Source organism: Paludisphaera borealis, assembly GCF_001956985.1.
In the GTDB taxonomy this organism is placed as follows: domain Bacteria; phylum Planctomycetota; class Planctomycetia; order Isosphaerales; family Isosphaeraceae; genus Paludisphaera; species Paludisphaera borealis.
Window position 1 is genome coordinate 7,443,657 of sequence record NZ_CP019082.1, and the last position, 19,623, is coordinate 7,463,279.

Below are 19,623 nucleotides of genomic sequence, written 5' to 3' on the forward strand. Positions count from 1 at the left end.
TCGTATCATTCTGTCGCCGCGTCGACGTCTCGTCGATGCGGCGTGAAACTGTGTTGTGGAGTATGCCACTACCCCTGATCGCGAAAGCGTCACAACTCGCGTCATGAGACTTCCGCGGGGATGTAGTGTGAATCCCTCGTCCGTCGCCGCGAACCCCCGTCCGAAGACGAGCTTTCGCGACACGAACTTGGATTCGTGTATGACCAACCACCGAATTGTCAAAAAGCAACGGGAACGGATCAAGCCTCGCGGCCCGAGCCGGTCCCTTTCCTGGCGTTTGTGCCGGCCAGGGGGCGAGGTCGTCCCGAACGAGACGGCCCCGCCCCGCGGCCGGCGGACGCGGAGATCGATTGCAAGAGGGAAGACGGCGTCCGGGGCGGGCTCTTGGAAAAGCCCGGCCCCGGACGTCGTTGTAGCAAGAAGCGTTTCTTTCGGTGTGAACCTTCAGGGGGAGCAGGCGTACGCACGGCGGTCCTCCGGGGAGGAACGGCGCCGACGAGACCTTGGGACGGTCGCGGACGAGGCCTGGCGGCAACTTCCGGATTGAACGTCCCAGGTCGGTTTTCTAAGTATCCTTAGAAAGGAGGTGATCCAACCGCAGGTTCCCCTACGGTTACCTTGTTACGACTTAGTCCCCATCACGGGTTTCATCTTCGGCGCCTGCCTTTCGGCTCCGACGACTTCGGATGCCCCCCGCTTTGGTGGCTTGACGGGCGGTGTGTACAAGGCTCAGGAACACATTCACCGCGGCAATGCTGATCCGCGATTACTAGCGATTCCAGCTTCATGCGGGCGAGTTGCAGCCCGCAATCCGAACTGAGGAGCGGTTTTTGCGATTAGCGCGGCCTTGCGGCCTGGCGACGCTTTGTCCGCCCCATTGTAGCACGTGTGCAGCCCTGGGCATAAGGGCCATGATGACTTGACGTCGTCCCCGCCTTCCTCCGGCTTGACGCCGGCGGTCTGACTAGAGTCCCCACCTTTACGTGCTGGCAACTAGTCACAGGGGTTGCGCTCGTTAGGGGACTTAACCCAACACCTCACGGCACGAGCTGACGACAGCCATGCAGCACCTGCACAGGTTCCACCTTGCGGCGTCACCGACGTTTCCGCCGGCTAATCCCTGCATGTCAAGCCCAGGATAAGGTTTTTCGCGTAGCCTCGAATTAAGCCACATGCTCCACCGCTTGTGTGAGCCCCCGTCAATTCCTTTGAGTTTCAGCCTTGCGACCATACTCCCCAGGCGGAGCACTTCACGGTTTCCCTACGGCAGAGAGCCCATCGGCGAGCCCCCTACCTAGTGCTCATCGTTTACGGCTAGGACTACCGGGGTATCTAATCCCGTTTGCTCCCCTAGCTTTCGCGTCTCAGCGTCAGAAAACGTCCAGGATCTCGCTTTCGCCACGGGCGTTCCTTCCGATCTCAACGCATTTCACCGCTCCACCGGAAGTTCCAGATCCCCCTACGTCCCTCCAGACGGGTCGTTTCGGCCCCACTTCCCCGGTTGAGCCGGGGGCTTTCAGAAGCCGACGCACCCATCCGCCTACACGCGCTTTAAGCCCAGTGATTCCGAATAACGTTCGCACGGTTCGTCTTACCGCGGCTGCTGGCACGAACTTAGCCCGTGCTTCCTCCAGGGATCGGTCAAGGTTGCCCCTTCCTCCCCCTCGACAGGAGTTTACAACCCGAAGGCCTTCATCCTCCACGCGGCGTCGCTCGGTCAGGCTTGCGCCCATTGCCGAAGATTCTCGACTGCAGCCTCCCGTAAGAGTCTGGGCAGTGTCTCAGTCCCAGTGTGCCGGGCCACGCTCGCACGCCCGGTAGGCATCATCGGCTTGGTGGGCCGTAACCCCGCCAACTACCTAATACCACGACGGCCCGTCCCAAGGCGGCCGAAGCCTTTGGTGAAACGCCGATGCCGGCGTCGTCACGTCGCTGGGGATTACCCGCAGTTTCCCGCGGCTATACCCAACCTCGGGGTTGGTTGCCGTCGCCTTACTCACCCTTCCGCCACTGGCCCGGCCGAAGCCGGACCCGTTCGACTTGCATGCCTAATCCACGCCGCCAACGTTCATTCTGAGCCAGGATCAAACCCTTCATGATTAGGTCGTCCCTCGACTCGCCCTCGCGGGCTTCGCCGAAGTCCGGTCCCCATCCGAATGGATTGAGGAAATTTCTACTGTCGCGGCAAGCCCGCCTCCCCCGCTCGCCGCCGCCCCCGAAGGAGCGGCGGATCGTTGAAGAAGCTTCTTGCCGCCGGTCCTTGCGGCCGTCCCGACGTCGTCTTTGGCGACCCCCAGGACCTGGAGGTCGACGACGCCTTCGGTGCCGTCCGCACGCCGGCTCCCCTCAAAGGTTCACTGGCTGACTGGCTTGCTTCTTGCTTTCGTCTGGCTGACGAATTCTTGCAATCAATCGGATTGTCAAAGAGCGTCTCCGGCCCCCGTCCACTCGACGTTTTCGGCCGGTCGAGCCGTCTCTTGCGAGCGTCTCAGCCGGCCGTGTCGTTCAAGGCGACGTTTACTGGCGACAAGGGATATATTACCCGGACGGCGGCGAAGGTCAACAACCCACCGAATCTTCTTCACGAAGTTCTCACATGGCAAGCGCGCAAACTCAGTGAGGGCAGTAGGTTAGGCATTCTCATAATCTCGCGAACTTTGTGACGTTTCGATGATTGCCACGCTTTCTCCCCCTCTTTTGCTGTGCGAATCCTGTCTCTCCCCCCCTGCTCTTCCCGAGCTGAAGGGGTGCTCCGCGCACGCGCGTTCCTTATTAGTGCAATGGAGTTCTGTTTGCTCTTGGGGATGGGTTTGGGGGGCGTGAAATCCGGTACGCGCTTGACTGAGGTTGAAAGGGGCCCATACGATATCGGTCGCTTCTTATGAGTCGTGCCTGATTTACGAAACGGAGACGATCCATGACCTGGCAAGCCTGGCGGGCTGTCTGTACGGCCTCGATTGCGCTGCTGGCGGCCGGGTGCGGCGGACCGGCGAATTCGGGGGGTGACCAGTCGTCGGGCCCCAAGTCTCTGGCGGGGGCCTCCACGCGGCCGGTGGTCTTCGTGGGCTTTGATGCCAGCGAGCCGGCCTTGAATGCGATGAGCCAGGGCAAGATCCAGGGGATCGTTCTGCAGAGTCCGTTCAAGATGGGGATGTTGGGGGTCAAGACGATGGTCCAGCATCTTGAGAAGCAGCCGGTCGAGGCGCGGGTGCCGACCGGCGAGTTTCTGGTGACGCCGGAAAACCTCACCGATCCCCAGGTCGTCGAGCGAGTGCATCCGCCCAAGGTTGACAACACGACGGGAAGCCTTTCGGGCGGCAAATCGAAGAAGTGGCGGGTGATGATGATTCCGAAGGGCTCGACGCACGAGTTCTGGAAGACGGTTCACGCCGGGGCGCTTCAGGCGGCGCAAGACCTTGGGAACGTCGAGGTGATCTGGCAGGCGCCGCAGAAGGAAGACGACCGCGTCCAGCAGATCCAGCTTGTTCAGAGCGCGATCGCGGCGGGGGTCGACGGCATCGTCCTGGCTCCGCTCGACGCCCGGGCGCTCAAGCAGCCGGTCGAGGCGGCGGTCGACAAGGGCATTTCCGTGGTGATCATCGATTCGGCGTTGGAGTCGACGAAGACGGTCAGTTACGTGGCCACCGACAATTACAACGGGGGCGTTCTGGCGGCCAAGCGGCTCGGGGAGGTTCTTGGGGGCGAGGGGCGGATCATCCTGCTTCGTTACCAGGTGGGCTCCGAGAGCACGGATCAGCGTGAGAAGGGGTTCACCGACACGATCGCCAAGGAGTTTCCCAAGATCACGTACCTGTCGGACACCGAGTACGCCGGGGCGACGCAGGAGTCGGCCCAACTGAAATCGCAGTCGTTGGTGACGCGGTTTCGGGGCAAGATCGACGGCGTCTTCGCTCCCAACGAGACCAGCACGGTGGGAATGCTGCGCGCTCTGGAAGCGGCCGGCCTGCTGACGGAGCGGCGGTAGGGTGACGGAAACGCAGCCACTACTGGAAATGAGCAATGTGGTGAAGGCGTTTGGGGCGACCCGGGCGCTTGACGGGGTCTCGCTGCGCGTCGGGGCGGGCGAGGTCCACGCCTTGATCGGCGAGAACGGGGCGGGCAAGAGCACGCTGATGAAGATCCTCAGCGGCGCCCACCGGCCGGATTCCGGGACGATGTCGCTCGGCGGCGTCCCTTACGCCCCCAAGGGCCCGCGCGAGGCGCGGGAGGCGGGGGTGGCGATGATTTACCAGGAGCTGGCCCTGGCGCCTCATCTCAGCGTCGAGGCCAACATCATGCTCGGGAGAGAGCGGGTGCGGGCCGGCCTGATCCGCCGTGGCGAGCACCGACGGCTGGTCCGCGAGGCGCTCGAGCTACTCGATCATCCCGAGATTCAGCCCGAGACCGAGGTGCGCGACCTCAGCGTGGGGGCGCAGCAGCTTGTCGAGGTGGCTCGCGCCTTGGTGTCGAACGCGCGCGTGGTGGTTTTCGACGAGCCGACCAGCTCGTTGACCGAGCACGACGCCCAACGACTGTTCGCGATCATCGACCGGCTGAAGCGGCGCGGTCTGGCGATCGTTTACATCAGCCATTTCCTTGAAGAAGTGCGGCGCGTCGCCCAGACGTACACGGTGATTCGCGACGGTCGATCGGTGGCGGTCGGCGACCTGGCCGACACGAGCATCGAGTCGATCATCGCGCACATGGTGGGCCGCGATCTCGACGAGCTGTTCCCGCGCGTGCCGCACGAGGCGGGGGAGCCGATCCTGGATCTGAAGGAGGTCGCGACCCGGATCTCGACGAAGCCGGCCGACCTGGTTTTGCGGCGCGGCGAGATCGTGGGGATTGCCGGGCTGATCGGGGCGGGGCGCACCGAGCTGTTGCGCGCGGTCTTCGGGCTCGATCCGGTGGTCTCGGGCCGGGTCGTCGTCAACAAGGTCTCGGGAGGAGGCGCGCGGCCGGGGAAACGGATCGAGCAAGGGCTGGGGTTCTTGAGCGAGGACCGCAAGGGAGAAGGGCTCGCGCTCAACCTGCCGATCGAGGAAAATCTGACTTGCTCGGCGCTGGGCCGGCACACGACCTGGGGTTTCTTGCGACTGCGACGGCGGCGGAACGAGGTGCGCGGCTGGATGGAGCGGTTGCGGGTCAAGGCGCGGTCGCCGCTTCAGAGTGTCGGCGAGCTGTCGGGGGGCAATCAGCAGAAAGTGGCGATCGCCCGGCTCTTGCATCAAAGGGCCGACGTGCTGTTGCTCGACGAACCGACGCGCGGCATCGACGTGGGGTCGAAGTCCGAGATCTACCGGCTGATCGGCGAGCTGGCGGCCGAGGGCAAGGCGGTGCTCGTGGTCAGCTCGTACCTTCCCGAACTGCTGGGAATTTGCGACCGCATCGCCGTGATGCGACGAGGCGCGCTGAGCGACTGCCGGCCGGTCGCCGAATGGAACGAGCATCGCGTGATGGAAGTCGCCACGCGCGGATAAGCAGCAATTCAATTCACTTCAATGGGTCGGAACGACGTCGGCGACCGGTGCGCCGGTCACGAGGGGGAAACGGGTCGTGGCAGAGAACGCTCGGCTTGCGAACACGATGCGACACGGCAGGGCTTTTCGAGGCACCCTGAACTGGGTCTGGACGGTCTTCGGCCCGTTCGTGGGTCTGGTGCTGGTCACGCTCTTCTTCGCCTGGTTGACCCGCGACTCCGGCTTGTTCTTGACGGTCGACAACTGGCGAACGATCGCCGTTCAGACGGTGATCGTCGGGATCGCCGCGCTCGGCATGACGGCGATCATGATCGCGGGCGGGATCGACCTGTCGGTCGGCTCGGTCATCGCCTTGGTGACGGTGACCATCGCCTTGCTGGTCAACGGCGCGACGGTTTCGCTCCCCTTGCCCAGCGATCCCTCGTTCGGGTGGAAGTGGACGCCGTTGTTCACGCTCAAGTTGCCGCTGGCCCTGGCGATGCTCGGCGGCGTGCTGGTCGGCGGGCTGAGCGGGTTCGTCACCGGCGCGGTGATCACCGGACTGAGGGTGGTGCCGTTCATCATCACGCTGGGCGGCCTGAAGATCTTCCGAGGGCTGGCCAAATGGCTGGCCGGAAGCACCGTGATCTACATTCCGGCGGAGGAGCAGAGCTGGTGGTTCCGGGGGATCATGGCGACCGAGCCGACTCCTTCGTGGCTGCTGGTCGCGCCCGGGGTCTGGATCTTGCTGTTTCTGAGCCTGCTTCTGGCGCTCATGCTGCGGTATTCGCTCCTGGGGCGTTACATCTACACGGTCGGTTCCAATGAAGCCACGGCGCGGCTGTGCGGGATCAACGTCCCCCTGGTCAAGACGACGGTCTACACGCTGGGGGGGCTGGCGACGGGGCTGGCCGGGCTCTTGCAGTTCGTCTATCTAAATGGAACCGGCGACCCGACGACCGCGGAAGGGCTCGAACTCCAGACCATCGCGGCGGTGGTGATCGGCGGCGGGAGCCTCAGCGGCGGCGTGGGGACCGTTCTGGGCACGCTGATCGGCTGCCTGATCATGTCGGTCCTCAACAACGGCTGCGTCCACGCGGGGATTCCCAACGCCACCCAGGACGTGATCATCGGCCTGATCATCGTCGCCGCGGTGACCCTCGACCAGTTCCGCCGACGGTCGGCGACCGCCGTTTGACCGTCCCTCGGCCCGGTTCTCCCGCGACAATCCCGACCCAGCCTCAAAGCTTGAATTGACAGCCTATCCCCCCGCTCATACCATGCCCGGGCCGGGGGCTGCGCCGGCCGTCGGCCCGAACATCCCGATCCACTGAAAGCCATTTTCTGGAAACGTGTTAGGGCTCCATGGCATCCGCCTCCAGGACGCGTCCCGACGAGTGCGAGGAGGCGTTTTCGCGATTCTTCGACCTCGATCGCTGGCCGGGCGAGTCAGACGCCGGGTTGGTTCCTGTTAAGGTGGAGAAGTCAAGAAAGCCGATAAGTTCTGGCAGTCTGAACGCGAGCTGAGAAGGCTCGTAAGGAAGCGAGCTTTGCTCGAGCACACAAGGAAGTGCCTTCCCGAATGGCCAGCCCGACACTAAGCAAGCGACGATCTCCGCATCGCGTTCCGTCGAGACGGCTCACGCAGCCGCCTTCCTCGGCGCCCGCGATCGCGATCTGTCCCCGCGCCCGGGGCCGTCGGATCGCCTCGAACTTCGCGTTTCTGAGCATGGCCGAGCTGGTTTGCCGGGCGAGCTCGGTATTCGTGATGCTGGCGTTGACGAAGCGGTTGGGGGTGGACGGATACGGGCGGATCGAATTCGCCTTCAGCGTCGTGTTCTGGCTGGTGCTCCTGGTGCGAGACAGCAGCGACGTGATGGTCGCCCGCGAGCTGTCGCGACACCCTCGGCTGATCAAGCCGCTGGTCGACCACGTCCTAGCGTTCAAGACGCTGCTGGCGGCCGTCCTGTTCTCGGGCCTCACGCTGGTCGGATGGCTGACGCTCCGCGACCACACCGATTGGACGGTCCTGACCTTGTACGGTCTGATGCTGTTCACGACGGCGATCGGGCTCGATTTCGTCTATCGCGGCACGGAGAGCCTCGGCCTGTTGGCGATCTCCCTCTGCCTGCGGACGCTGATCTACGGCGCGGGGGTGCTGGCCTTCGTGGGGGACGTCAAGCGGATCACCTGGGTGCCGATCTGGCTGGTGGTCGGCGAGGCGTGCGGCATCGGGCTGGTGTGGCTGCACTATCTCCATAAATATCGAATGCCGCGGCTCCGATTCGAATTTCGATTCATCTACATCATCATGCAGCGAGGGCGGACGGTCTGCCTGATCCAACTTTCGCAAGCGCTCATCTGCGCGGCCGATCTTCTGGTCGTGGGGATGACCAGCGGGCGGTGGGACGTCGGCCGGTACGGCGCGCCGTACCGTATCGCGACGGCGATCCTGACGTTCGGCCTGATCTTCCAGCAAGCGGCTTTCCCGACGCTCGCGAGGCTCTGGCGTCATCATTCCGAGGCGGGCCGGGAGGCCCTGGATTCGCTGGTCGAGGTGCTCATGACGGTGCTCGTGCCGGTGGCCGTCGGTGGGACGCTGCTGGCCGAGCCGCTGGTGGAGATGCTGTTCTCGAAAGAGTACGCGGGCACCGGCTACCTGCTGGCGATCGGGCTTTGGCGGGCGCCTCTCCTGAGTATTGCATTCTTGTATCAGACGACGTTGATCGCGCTCAACCGCGAGACGGTGGGGGTTCGCTCGCTGGTGCTGGGGGCGGTCGGGATCGGACCGTTGGTCTTCTTGCTCCGCTGGCAGTTCGGCCTCTGGGGGGCGTCGGCGGGCGTCTTGCTGATGGGCCTCGCCTTGGTTCTGACTGGATACCGGAGTCTCGTTCGCGAGGGACGTCAGCCGATCTGGCATCACCACCTGGGAAGGCCGTTGGCCGCCTCGCTGGCGATGGTTCCGGTCTGCCTGGTCTTGCAACGCTGGCACGTGTTGCTCGCCGTTTCGGGAGGAGCGCTGGCCTACGCGGTCGCGCTCCTGGCGATGGGTGGATTCCATCCCGCCCGACTCTGGCGCACCGCGTTCCACCCCGTCGCCGAGGCCGGCGAAGCCGCCTGACCGCCGCATCACGCAGCCACGAAACGCAACTGCGACAGGAGGTCGCTCTTGAAATTCTGCATGATCACCACCTTCTTCGGGCCGCACAGCTTCGGCGGCGACGCCGCCTATGTGGACCGACTCTGCCAGGCGCTCTGCCGCCGCGGGCACGAAGTTCACGTGTTCTACTGCGTTGATGCGTTCAACGCCGTGCGCGGCGAGCATCCGCTCCGGGCTTACGAGCCGACTCCCGGGCTCCACCTCCATCCCCTGGAGAGCGGGCGCGGCACGCTCTCGCCGCTGGCCACCCAGGCGACGGGCCTGCCCTTGTTCAAGTCGGAAGCTCTCCGCGAGGTGCTCGACGCCGACGACACCGACGTCGTCCACTTCCACAACATCTCGCTCGTGGGAGGGCCGGGGGTTCTCGGCCTCGGAGCCAATCGCCGCGCGGTGCGGATCATGACCGCTCATGAGCACTGGCTGATCTGCCCGATGCACCTGCTCTGGAAGTACGATCGCAAGCCCTGCGACGGCGCGTCGTGCGTGCGGTGCTCGATCGCCGGCAAGCGCCCCCCCCAGGTCTGGCGGTACACCGGCGCGATCGAGCGCGGGCTTCGGCACCTCGACGCCCTGCTCTTCCCCAGCCGCCATGCGCTCGAAGAACACGAGCGCCGGGGCGTCGGCGCGTGGGCGCCGCTGGTACACCTGCCCTACTTCCTGCCCGACGATTGGTCGCGGGGGATCGAGGACGAGGAGCCCGAGCCGCGCGGACGCCCCTACCTGGCGGCGGCCGGCCGAATGGTTGCGATGAAGGGGTTCCAGAAGCTCATTCCGCTGATGCGCAACCTACCCGAGGCCGACCTGCGGATCGCCGGAACCGGACCGTACGAGCCGACGTTGCGGCGTCTGGCCGAAGACCTGCCGAACGTCCATTTCGAAGGTCTCCTGGGGGGCCCCGACCTGGCCCGCCTGTTCCGGGGCTCACGGGCGGTGGTCGTGCCGTCGCTGTTTCCCGAGACGTTCGGCTACGTGGTTCTGGAAGCGTTCGCCACGGGAACGCCCGTGATCGTCCACGAAGGGGGCGGCGCGCTGCTCGAAACCGGCCAGCAAAGCGGCGGCGGGCTGAGTTATCGCACCGAGATCGAGCTGTTGACCGCCATGCGGAGGATGGTCCACGACGAAGACCTTCGCGCCGACCTGGCCTCGCGCGGGTACTCGCAGCGGATCGGCCCGTGGTCCGAGACCGAGCACGTCCATCGATACATGGAACTGATCTCCGGCCATCGCCAGGCGCGCGACGCGCGGGCGTCGCACCGGCTCGACCCGGCCGAGTCCCACGTCGCCTCGCCTCGAACCGGCCGAGCCGCCTCGAAAAGTCGGCGGACCGGATGAGCCGGCCCACGACGCGTCGGCTCCCCTCGTATCAAGGGCGAATCGAATTCTCAAGGGACTTTGGGAGGTCTGGGAGGCATCGCGCCAGCCCGCTCCTCTAAATCCCCTATAACGCCCAACCGTCGTCCAAAATTAAGAATGACCCCTTTCTGCCCCCGTCCAAAATTAAGAATGACCCCTTTCTGCCCCCCAGGGCTTATCTGAAGGCCCCGCTCTCCAACCATCAGTGATGGAAAATGCGACCACGATCTTGTTTGGACAAAACAGATGAAACACTTCATCTTCGTCGCTGATCGTTGCAAGAAAGTCCACAACAACGTCGTTGTCGAATTCGACACGCACGTCAAAGTCGGTCAATTGTCGAATAGAGGTGCAGCTGCCCCATTTGACCGAGTTCATTGCCTCACGAAGTGCATCAATGGAATCCACCGTGTCTTGACTTCCGCACACGATCTGCTTGCCACGGAGAATCCGCCACGAGCTATAATAAGTGCCGACTTCCCACTTGCCATGATCCGCATCGGCAATTGCCGACGTGTGCCGGACGACGTCTCCGAACCCTAGACTAAGGCTCCGATCTTTTGATATATGCTGATGGCAGCAGATTTGGCCAACAACCTGCGCAATGTGCTCACGAACAGCAGCATTCATCACGTGAAAATTCACCTCAGCCATGAAGGTATATCCTTTCCTGCTTCTTCGGGAAGTCGAAAAGGGGTGAAGTCGAAAAGGGAAGTCGAAAAGGGGTCATCCCTAAATCTCGACGCACCTTGGGCAATTTAGGTGGTTCTCAAGCCTCGCCGGGGCGGCGGATGGCGGGGCGGCCTCGGTTGCGGAGGCTTGATTCCAGGCCGAGCTTCTCGGCGGTCGTCCGGACCCAGGCGTCGGAGCCGAAGGGGCGGTCGCGGCGGATGGAGGCGGAGACGGCGGCGGCTTCGGCGTCGGTCATGGGGGCGTTCACCCGCTCCGTCCAGTCGGGGCCGCGTTCGAAGCGGGTCGCGTCGAGTTGCGGCGCTCGCTCAAGGCTGGCGGAGGCGGTTCCCAGGCTCGACCACGGCCAATCTTCGGCCCGCTCGACGAGGCCGGCTCGCAGCGGATTCCGCTCGACGTAGCGGACGACGGTCCGCAAATGGTCGTCGTCCTGGCACGGGAACGCCTTGAACCGCCCCTGCCAGACGTGGCCCGACCCCTCGTAATGACGGAGGTAGCGGCGGACGTGCGCGGTCGTCAGCCAGTGCATCCACCGCGAGAGGTCGCCGTCGCCGTCCGGCCGGACCACCAGGTGGAAATGGTTGGGCATCAGGCAATACGCCAGCACCGGCAATGGCAGCCGGGTCGACGCCTCGGCGACCAGGCCAAGGAAAGCTGCGTAGTCGCCGACCTTGTGGAAGACCTCAGCCCGCCGATTGCCCCGGTTCAGGACGTGGTAGCAATAGCCCCCCTCGCTGGCGCGAAGCGATCGCGGCATCGGAATTCACCCCCGGGTTCGCATTGCAACAGGGCCCATCGGCTTATTAACACTACCCGCGATTCCAAACCGATGTCCAGGATGCTCGGGCGAGCTTCTCGGCCGGGCGGTTCCCTTCGAGCTTCGGAAACGGGGACGGGCTCCGAGAGTACCCGCTCGGTGCCCGTCCCCCTTCTCCACAGCGGCGCTGGGCGGATGGCGAGGGCCAAGGCCGTGGGGCGGCGGATGTCAAGGGCCAAGGGCGCAGGGCGTCGGAAGGGGGACGGGCACCGAGCGGCTACACTCGCGAGGGCCAAGGGCGCAGTGCGTCGGAATGGGGACAGGCACCGAGCGGGTACACTCGGAGCCAGTCCCCATTGCGCCGCACTGGCTCCGAGGCAGTGAGGCCGGAAAAGTGGTTTGGGGGACTCGGCTGCGACTGTCATCCGATCAGAGGCAGGCGAGTAGAATCTCGTCGCGACTGCCACGCCACCGATGCAATCCCTTTTCATCGCCGGATCGTTTCGATCGCCCCTCATCGCGGCGAAGTTCCGGGCGGTCGCGAGGGATTGATGATCAGGTTCGTCGATCGGTCGTATGCTTAATCTGGAGGACTTCGCGAGCCTCCGGCTCTTTCACAACACGGCTGTCGGTTGAGCAGGGAAAGCACCTCGGCGGATGACGCCCTCGGCACCGAAAATGCGCGCGATCAAAGCCAATCGCCCTCGGCGGACAAGCCGGAGGGACTGGAGAAAAGCGCGCGAACGGACCCAATCGGCCTGGCGGATCGGTCGGAAGGGGCTGAGAGGAAAGCGCGCGATCAAAGCCAATCGGCCGAGGTCAATTCGATGGTCGGCCATGCGAAGGCAGATAACGGAGAGGGCGGGAACGGACTGAAAACCGGGTGTTTCTCACGCGATCGAAGCCAAAATCGCGATCAACGTAAATTGCTCAGGCAATGGTCTTTACATCAGATCCATCAGGTCTGAATGACGGCAATCGAAGCCAATCGAAGCCAGGGGCCGGGTCGAGTCGGACGGGTCGGGCAGTCGCGATTCGGGCGCGAACGAAGCCAATGGCTGGTCGGCCGGGTCGGGGACGATCGTCGAGCAGGCCCAGCCCCAGGATGACCCCTCGACGTCCCCGGTACAATGGCGACGGTCCGCGGGCCGGATCGGCGATCGTAGCGCCTTCCGACCGGGATTGTCCGGCCCCGGCCCGAGGAACCTCCACCATGAAGACGCACGGCTCGGCGGTATGGCAGGGCGGGATCAAGGACGGCAAGGGTGCCATCTCGACGCAAAGCGGGGCCCTCAACGCGTACCCCTACGGCTTCTCCAGCCGGTTCGAGGGCAAGCCGGGCACCAACCCGGAAGAGCTGATCGGCGCGGCGCACGCCGGCTGCTTCACGATGGCGCTGTCGCTGATCCTCGGCGAGGCGCAGCTCAAGGCCGAGCGGATGGAGACGAAGGCCGACGTCACGCTCGAACAGGTCGCCGACGGCTACGCGATCACCGCCGTCCACCTGACCCTGACGGCCAAGATCCCGGGCGCCGACCAGGCGAAGTTCGAAGAGCTGGCCGGCAAGGCGAAGGCCGGCTGCCCCGTCTCCAAGCTCCTGAACGCCAAGATCACCCTCGACGCCACGCTCGAAAGCTGAGGCGTCGGCCGCTTCGTGGTCCAGGCGAGACCTCAGCGGCGCTGGGTCGCGGAGGTTTCGCCCGACTGCTGGGCGTCGGTTTCTGCTCGTCGGGCGATCTCTTCGGCGGGGTCGACCGTACCTCGGGCGTTCACTCTGAGCTGGGCCGCCGTGGGATCGGTCGCGGCCCGCTCGGGGGCGAGCATCGGCAGCATCCGGTTGTAAAGCAGCGTCACCGACGACTTGGGCCGAAGCCCGCGATGGCGTTCGAGCTCCTTGATCGCCTCGTTGAGCGGCCAGCCGTCGACGACGAATCGATACATGCCGACCCACGCGGGCGAGCGGTCCATGCTGCCGTGGCAGTGGACGAGGAGCGGCCAGTTGTTGGGGTCTTGCGCCAGGGCGAGCGTGTCCTTCACGAACTGCTCGCCAGTCGGGTCGGCGGCGGGCTGGTTGTAGCAGGCGATGCCGTGTTCGCGGGCGAACCGCTGCTCGTCGGGCCAGTGCGGGCTCCGCATCTCGGTGTACTCGGGGAACAGGTTGACGATCGTCTTGAAATGGTGCCGCTCTTGCGCGATCTTCAACCCCTGATAGGTCGGCATCGCGCTGAGGTAAAGCTTGCCCGGCACGATCTCGTGGAGGCGGTTGATCGGGCGCTGATACCAAAAGATCCCCCGGCCCAGGAAGTCGAGCCCCAGCCAGGCGACGATCAGGCCCGCGACGGCCGCGCGACGCGTCCAGCCGGGCGGCGCCGGCGGGGTAACCCGCAGGAGGGCGAACGACCAGGCGAACAGCCCCCAGACGTAGAACCAACGCGGCCAGAACTCGAACGGCTCGCGATCGATCCACGACGTCTGACGGACCGCCAGCAGCACGACGGCGACCAGCAAGAGCGCGAGGATGCGACTATCGCGCGCCTCTCGGAAGAAGGTCGGCAGCGTCCAGGGCCGTGAGCACCAGACGACGACGATCGCGACGAGCATCGCCAGCCCGGCGAGCGCGAGCCGCTGCCCGGTCGCCACGCGGGGATCGAAGATCGTCCGCCAGCCGAGCCCGTGCCAGCCGTTCATCAGCGGGCCGGGCGTGGCGGCGTGCCAGAACGCGGCCAGCGAGAGCGCGAGCGCGGCGTACCGCAGCCGCCGCTTCGGGTCGCGCAGGCAGCTCCAGACGGAGAGCACGACGGCCGCCGACGCGACGTAAACCGCCGCGTGATCGATCGTATCGCCCGCGACGGCCAGACGGTAAGCCGCCGGGGGATACGGATTGTACGTCTGCCTTGCGACGTTGGGGAACTCGGGGTCGAGGCTTCGTTCAAAGTCGACGACGTACCAGAAGGCCGGCAAGGTCGTCAAAGCCAGAACGAGCCACGGCCAGTACCCGAGCCGATTGCGAATGGGCTGTGCTTCCATCTGCTCGGCGTCCTCTCCGATTCAGCGGTGATCCGATCGCCCGACGATCCGCGCCGCGGCACGCTTGTCAAAAAACGTGCCGCGATGATGCAGATCCCGGCGATTCCGTCAAGCCGCTTGACGATCGGAAGGCGCCGCGGCGCGGAGGGCGTGCTCGGCGAACTGCTCGGATTCCACCCGCCCCTTGCCCGTCCGAACCCCGATCCGAACCAGCAACCGCCGACGCATCTCGCGGATCGGCCGTGCGATCAGGCGATGGGCCCGGATCCACCACGGCCGCTTCGCCGCCATCTGGTCGTCGGCGACGCCGCACTGATCGGGCCGGCACCGCGCCCAATGCTTGAGGAGATGATAGTCGTCACTGCCACTCATAATGGGAAAAATGGGGCGCAGTGGGAGCCACCTCGGCCAATCCATGCTGATCTGGAAATCGAAGAGGCAAGGGTCGCCGTTCTCGCCGACGAGCACGTTCTCGCGCTTGTGCAGATCGACGTAGACGATCCGCCGGCGGTGCATGGCGTGCAGCAGGTCGCGCAGTTCCGGGAAGAAACGGTCGTTGACGGCTTCGCGATCGCCCAGCGGGTGCCCGTCGAGGTACTCGCGAGCCACCGCGTTTTTCTGAGGGATTCCGCCCGACAGGACGGGACCGGCCAGCGCGGGGATGCCGGGAAGATCGGCCAGATTGCGGAGCAGCCGGTGCTCGCGCCGGGCCGTGAGCCAGCCCACCCAGCTTAGCGGGACGCCGAAGGCCGAAGCCCGGCGATGCAGCTTCACCACTCGTCGGGCGCCGTGTGGACCGGCATAAAGCGCCGTGGCCGCCCAGGAATCGTGCTTGAAAACCTCAACCAACCGGTGCGGTCCGCCGCCGATCTCAAGCTGTTCCGGAGGCGATCCGTCGCCCAGCGCCCGCAACCATCTCGGACGCGGCTTGACCCGCGATGGGCTTCGACCCTCGACCTGCGTCGTAGACATGCGGGCGCACTTCCCTGGTTAATCCGCTTCTCAAAGTCCATTCTGAGAACGCCATCCTTCCTTTCGGCTGTCCGCTCCGGGCTCCATGAGCCTTTAAATCGCAGAATCGTCGATTTTAGCCCAGACGATTCAACTGGAATGTCTAGCAAGGCACGCCGAGCTCGACGGCGGCTTGCGCGCCGCGCAGCAACAAGCCGCCGAGAGAAGACTCCCGGCGGCTTTGTACGTCGAAGTTACATGTCGAGCGAAACCGCTCGACATGTCAGGTCACTTGGCGGCGTCGCCCTTGGTTTCGACCTTCTTCACTTCCGTCGTCTTCTCCGAGCCACCCGGAGTCTTGACGGTCGTTTCCTTCGTCACGCTGGACTCTTCGCCGCCGCAGCCGGCGATCATGCACGAACCGGCCAGGAAGCAAGCGCCGGCAAACAACGTCAGTGTCTTCTTCATAGTTTGTTTCTCTCTTCGCCGTGGGACTCAGCAACCCGCGACCTCGCATGAGGCCTAGGCAGTCGGCCGCCGATGAGTAGTTTAGGACCGCAACATCGATGCCAACAAGCCCCTCGAAGCGGAACCGGTCCGAATTCCCATCCTGAAGGCCCCTCTCGCACCCATGGCCGCATCAGTCGCTCCAGCCGAATCGAGGCGATAGGCCCTTGGGTGCGGCGACCGGTCCGCCTAAGCTAGGTCTATTGAAGGAATCAAATCGAGGAGGTCGGCGTCCGTGTCCGCACATTTCCTGCTGGGGATCTTCGATTCGATCTACCTCCTCGCCCTGGCGGCCTGGACGGGTGAAATTTTGTTCTTCTCATTCGCCGTGGCCCCGATTGTCTTCTCGACGCTGGGGGTGGAAACGGGGGAGCGATTCGTTCGGGCCCTGTTCCCGCGCTATTACGCCTGGGGGGCGACGGCCGGCGCGATCGCGCTGCCGGCGTTCATCGCCGGGCCGTTGTGTTACCCCGAATTCCGGGGGCCGAGGATTGGCGTTCAGGCGATGCTGATTCTGGGCGCGATCCTGCTGACGCTCTACTCGGGGAACTCGCTGACTCCCGCCATCAACGCGGCGAGGGACGAGGGCCCGTCGGGCGATGCGCGATTCCGGCGGCTGCACTTCCGCTCGGTCGTGCTCAACGTGCTGGTGCTGGTGGTCGGAATCGGCCTGCTGGTCGCGTTCGCCAACCGACCGGCGCCGCGGACGTCGGGCATCATCGAGCCGTCGCCCGTCGAACGAGTGCAGCGCGAGGCGAACGCCGCCCATCAGGCCGAACCGGTCGATGAGAGAGGGGAGCCTCGCGAACCTCGCGAAGATTCCCCGAGACTTGTCGATCCGAAGTTGTAAAATGGGCCCGGACGTTCGGCGGATCGTCTCGGGAACGTCTGGCCAATCCTTGCGCGGTTGGCATAGACTCGGTGGGGCGATCAGGTGAAACGACGCGTCGGGGGTCGGCGATCGCAAAGGGGTTGCAGAGAACCCTCTCGGTCCAAGGATCTCTTCAAACATGACGGGCGCCGGCGACAGCAGCCAGGACGTGGAACTTGAGATCGATTCGCAGCGACGAGTCCGGTCGGATCGATTGCTCGCGACCCTGGCCCCGTTCTCCCGCGTCGTCGCCGTCTCCCACGTCAATCCCGACCCGGACTCACTCGCCAGCATGCTCGGAATTCGCGAGCTGATCCAGCAGTGCCAGCCGGGCAAGCCGGTGATCTTGACCGTCGAGGGGATGATCGCCAGGGCCGAGAACCGGGCGATGGTCGAGCTGATCCCCGTGCCGCTGGTTCCCATCGAATCGGTCCACTTCGACCGCGAGACGGCCGTCGTCATGGTCGACAGCCAGCCTCACACTGGACGCCGGAGCAGCGAGGCGGCCATGCCTCAGGTCGTGATCGACCATCACGAGACCGGCGGCGATCTGAGCGGCGTGCTCTTTCAAGACATTCGAACCCACCTGGGCGCTTCGAGCACGATGGTGACCGGCTACCTGCTGGAACAGCGCGTGCTGGTTTCGCCGCAGCTCGCCACGGCGCTGCTTTACGGCATCGAATCGGAGACGACGGGCTACCCCCGCGAGGCGAGCTCGCTCGACGACGGCGCGCTCGTCTGGCTGTTCCCCCGCGCCGACAAGGAACTGCTGGCGCGGATTCGCAACCCCAAGCTCCCGCAAAGCCACTTCGCCACGTTTCAACGCGCGCTGGCCAATGCCTTCTTGTACCGCGACCTGATCGTCGCCTGGTGCGGCGACGTCTCTCAGCCCGACATCATCGCGGAAGTCGCCGACTTCTTCGTTCGGTTCGACCAGGTGAACTGGGTCCTTGCCGTCGGCCTCTTCGACGGCGGCCTCAAGCTGTCGCTGCGAGCCAGCGCCCTGGGCGGACAGGCCGGGGAAGTCCTCCGCGACGTGGTGGAAGGAATGGGCAGCGCCGGTGGCCACGACAAACGCGCCGGCGGCGTCGTTCCGCTCGCCGACGCGAGCCCCAAGCTCGTGGAACAAAGCCTGACCGAACTCCGTCGAAGGCTGCTGGCGCACCTCGACATCGATGAGCACCAGGGACGTCGACTGCTCAACGAATGCTCGCGCATCCCCGCCCCCTGACCACCCCGGCCCGTCCCTCGTGGGGGGGCGCGCATCGACTGGGATTGCGTCCACCTCGCCGGATTTTCGACAGAATCGGCTCCCGCGAGTCGAAAAGAGAATGATGGACAGGAACGCGCGGAGTCCGGAGATCTCATTTTCTTCCGATACGATTCAAGCCGATCCCACGTCCTTCCCGATCGGTCGCCCCCCCTCGGTTTCGCGCTGATCTCGGAATATCGACAAACGCTCGAACAGATAAGAAGTCTGTTGCGTTGAACCGAGGGCAACGGGTACAACAAGGGGGGCTCAAGCCAAGCGATTCGCGGGACCCAAAGGAGTGGGTGGCAACAACCAATCTCTAAGCTGTGCACCATTGGATGCTAGAGGCCGTCGTCATCGTTTTCTGGTCGCCGGTCATCGGAAAAGCGCATTGATTTCGGGCTGTCTGACGTATCATCGACATGGATCAATGCCGCCTTGGAGTCGGTCTGCGATGAATCGACAGGGGCGAACGGGTTTCACTCTGATCGAGTTGCTGGTTGTACTTTTCATCATTGCCGCCCTGATTGCATTACTGCTCCCGGCAGTGATGGCGGCACGAGAAGCAGCCCGACGAATTCAGTGCGTATCGAATCTTAAGCAATTAGGATTGGCGCTTCAGCAATACGAGTCGTCGAACGGTGTGTTTCCGCCGCCGTTGCTTCTGGTGGTGGGCAACAACAACGTTCCCAAGGGGGTCGGCTGGAGCGCGCAGGCGCGGTTGTTGCCGCTCATCGAGCAGACCGCCTTGTTCAACGCGATCAACTTCGGGTTCGGATTCGACGCGCCGACCAACCAGACGGTGTCGTCGACGCCGGTCGCGGCCTTCGCCTGTCCCAGCGAGGTCAACTCGACGACGTTCGACGTAAGCCTGATCTATCCTGGTTTGACGATGGCGGGCACGACCAACTACGCCGTCTCCGAGGGGGACTGGTACATCTGGGGCGGCTTCGGCTTTGGCACGATGCCGAACCGATCCGCGTTCTCGCCCAATGTGAGCCACAAGATGGCCGATTTCACCGACGGTGCCAGCAACACGCTGTTCATCGGCGAAGTCCGAACCCGTCAGAATCAGATCACCGAATGCGGCTCGCTTCTGAACAAACGCTATCCGAGCGAAGTTCCGGGGACCGACGTTCCCTTCGACAGTCGCGGCGGCGTGGTGAAAGCGACCGCCTGTTCGTTCTGGGGGAACGGCCACTCGTTGTGGGCGGACGGCTCGGTCGACCAGACCGGGTTCACCACCGCTCGGCCTCCGAATTACGCGGAGCCGGCCGACTTCAGCCGCAGTCAGCACTCCGACACGTTGTCCGTTCGCGAGTATCTCGGCGGCCCGACCTTCGCCTCGGTGACCGCCCGGAGCCACCATTCCGGCGGTGTCAACGCACTCCTCGCCGACGGCAGCGTGCAATTCTTCTCCAACTCGATCAACATCGCCCTGTGGCGCGCCCTGGGGACCAGGGCCGGCGGCGAGGTCGTCGACTCCTCGGCGTACTGACGCCATTCGGGCGCGGGGGCGTCGTTTCGCCGCGGGCCGCGCGACGACCGTTCGGGTTCACGTTCGCGCTCGCGAGGGCGCGCCGGCGGGCGGCTCCG

At 64.6% G+C, this 19,623-nt stretch carries 15 protein-coding genes and 1 rRNA gene; 10 read left to right on the plus strand and 6 right to left on the minus strand.

Features of this window, described 5'->3' with window-relative positions:
• Positions 1-579: 579 nt before the first annotated feature.
• Positions 580-2,100: ribosomal RNA gene (locus tag BSF38_RS28825) — 16S ribosomal RNA — on the minus strand.
• Positions 2,101-2,234: 134 nt separating this feature from the next.
• Here BSF38_RS28825 and BSF38_RS31040 point away from each other — a divergent pair.
• The 6 genes from BSF38_RS31040 to BSF38_RS28850 all read left to right on the plus strand — a co-directional run bounded on the left by BSF38_RS31040 (position 2,235) and on the right by BSF38_RS28850 (position 9,951).
• Positions 2,235-2,663, plus strand: a complete 429-nt coding sequence (locus BSF38_RS31040) for a hypothetical protein (RefSeq protein ID WP_145952382.1) — start codon at positions 2,235-2,237, stop codon at positions 2,661-2,663.
• Positions 2,664-2,917: 254 nt separating this feature from the next.
• Positions 2,918-3,985, plus strand: coding sequence for a substrate-binding domain-containing protein (locus tag BSF38_RS28830; RefSeq protein WP_076350447.1), 1,068 nt, complete (start codon positions 2,918-2,920; stop codon positions 3,983-3,985).
• Between the two features lie 28 nt (positions 3,986-4,013).
• Entirely contained in the window at positions 4,014-5,480 is a 1,467-nt protein-coding gene (locus BSF38_RS28835) for a sugar ABC transporter ATP-binding protein (RefSeq protein WP_076350448.1), read from the plus strand.
• A gap of 76 nt (positions 5,481-5,556) precedes the next feature.
• Positions 5,557-6,657 (plus strand): ABC transporter permease, encoded by a 1,101-nt coding sequence (locus tag BSF38_RS28840; protein ID WP_237170670.1) that lies wholly within the window; start codon positions 5,557-5,559, stop codon positions 6,655-6,657.
• A gap of 384 nt (positions 6,658-7,041) precedes the next feature.
• Positions 7,042-8,580 (plus strand): oligosaccharide flippase family protein, encoded by a 1,539-nt coding sequence (locus tag BSF38_RS28845; RefSeq protein ID WP_076350450.1) that lies wholly within the window; start codon positions 7,042-7,044, stop codon positions 8,578-8,580.
• A gap of 48 nt (positions 8,581-8,628) precedes the next feature.
• Positions 8,629-9,951, plus strand: coding sequence for a glycosyltransferase family 4 protein (locus BSF38_RS28850; RefSeq protein WP_076350451.1), 1,323 nt, complete (start codon positions 8,629-8,631; stop codon positions 9,949-9,951).
• A 165-nt stretch (positions 9,952-10,116) separates the two neighbouring features.
• Here BSF38_RS28850 and BSF38_RS28855 read toward each other — a convergent pair whose 3' ends face one another.
• Positions 10,117-10,626, minus strand: a complete 510-nt coding sequence (locus BSF38_RS28855; protein WP_076350452.1) for a hypothetical protein — start codon at positions 10,624-10,626, stop codon at positions 10,117-10,119.
• A gap of 115 nt (positions 10,627-10,741) precedes the next feature.
• Entirely contained in the window at positions 10,742-11,419 is a 678-nt protein-coding gene (locus tag BSF38_RS28860; protein WP_076350453.1) for an REP-associated tyrosine transposase, read from the minus strand.
• Between the two features lie 1,213 nt (positions 11,420-12,632).
• On the opposite strand from BSF38_RS28860, the gene BSF38_RS28865 reads away from it, so the two are divergent.
• Positions 12,633-13,058 carry an OsmC family protein gene (locus BSF38_RS28865; protein ID WP_076350454.1) on the plus strand — a complete coding sequence of 142 codons (426 nt, stop codon included), beginning with the start codon at positions 12,633-12,635 and terminating at the stop codon, positions 13,056-13,058.
• Positions 13,059-13,090: 32 nt separating this feature from the next.
• On the opposite strand, the gene BSF38_RS28870 is transcribed toward BSF38_RS28865, so the two are convergent.
• From BSF38_RS28870 to BSF38_RS28880, 3 genes are all read right to left on the minus strand, one after another.
• Positions 13,091-14,446, minus strand: coding sequence for a protein-tyrosine phosphatase family protein (locus BSF38_RS28870; protein WP_076350455.1), 1,356 nt, complete (start codon positions 14,444-14,446; stop codon positions 13,091-13,093).
• 108 nt (positions 14,447-14,554) lie between these two features.
• Positions 14,555-15,418 (minus strand): protein kinase family protein, encoded by an 864-nt coding sequence (locus BSF38_RS28875; protein WP_145952383.1) that lies wholly within the window; start codon positions 15,416-15,418, stop codon positions 14,555-14,557.
• A 267-nt stretch (positions 15,419-15,685) separates the two neighbouring features.
• Positions 15,686-15,865: a hypothetical protein gene (locus BSF38_RS28880; protein WP_076350457.1), complete on the minus strand. Its 180-nt coding sequence runs from the start codon at positions 15,863-15,865 to the stop codon at positions 15,686-15,688.
• Between the two features lie 274 nt (positions 15,866-16,139).
• Here BSF38_RS28880 and BSF38_RS28885 point away from each other — a divergent pair, with 274 nt between their 5' ends.
• From BSF38_RS28885 to BSF38_RS28895, 3 genes are all read left to right on the plus strand, one after another.
• Entirely contained in the window at positions 16,140-16,754 is a 615-nt protein-coding gene (locus BSF38_RS28885; protein WP_076350458.1) for a DUF4149 domain-containing protein, read from the plus strand.
• A gap of 160 nt (positions 16,755-16,914) precedes the next feature.
• The gene (locus BSF38_RS28890) at positions 16,915-18,006 is read left to right on the plus strand and encodes a DHH family phosphoesterase (protein WP_076350459.1); all 1,092 of its coding nucleotides are present in this window, start codon (positions 16,915-16,917) and stop codon (positions 18,004-18,006) included.
• A gap of 475 nt (positions 18,007-18,481) precedes the next feature.
• Entirely contained in the window at positions 18,482-19,525 is a 1,044-nt protein-coding gene (locus tag BSF38_RS28895; RefSeq protein WP_076350460.1) for a DUF1559 domain-containing protein, read from the plus strand.
• The last annotated feature ends 98 nt before the right edge of the window (positions 19,526-19,623 follow it).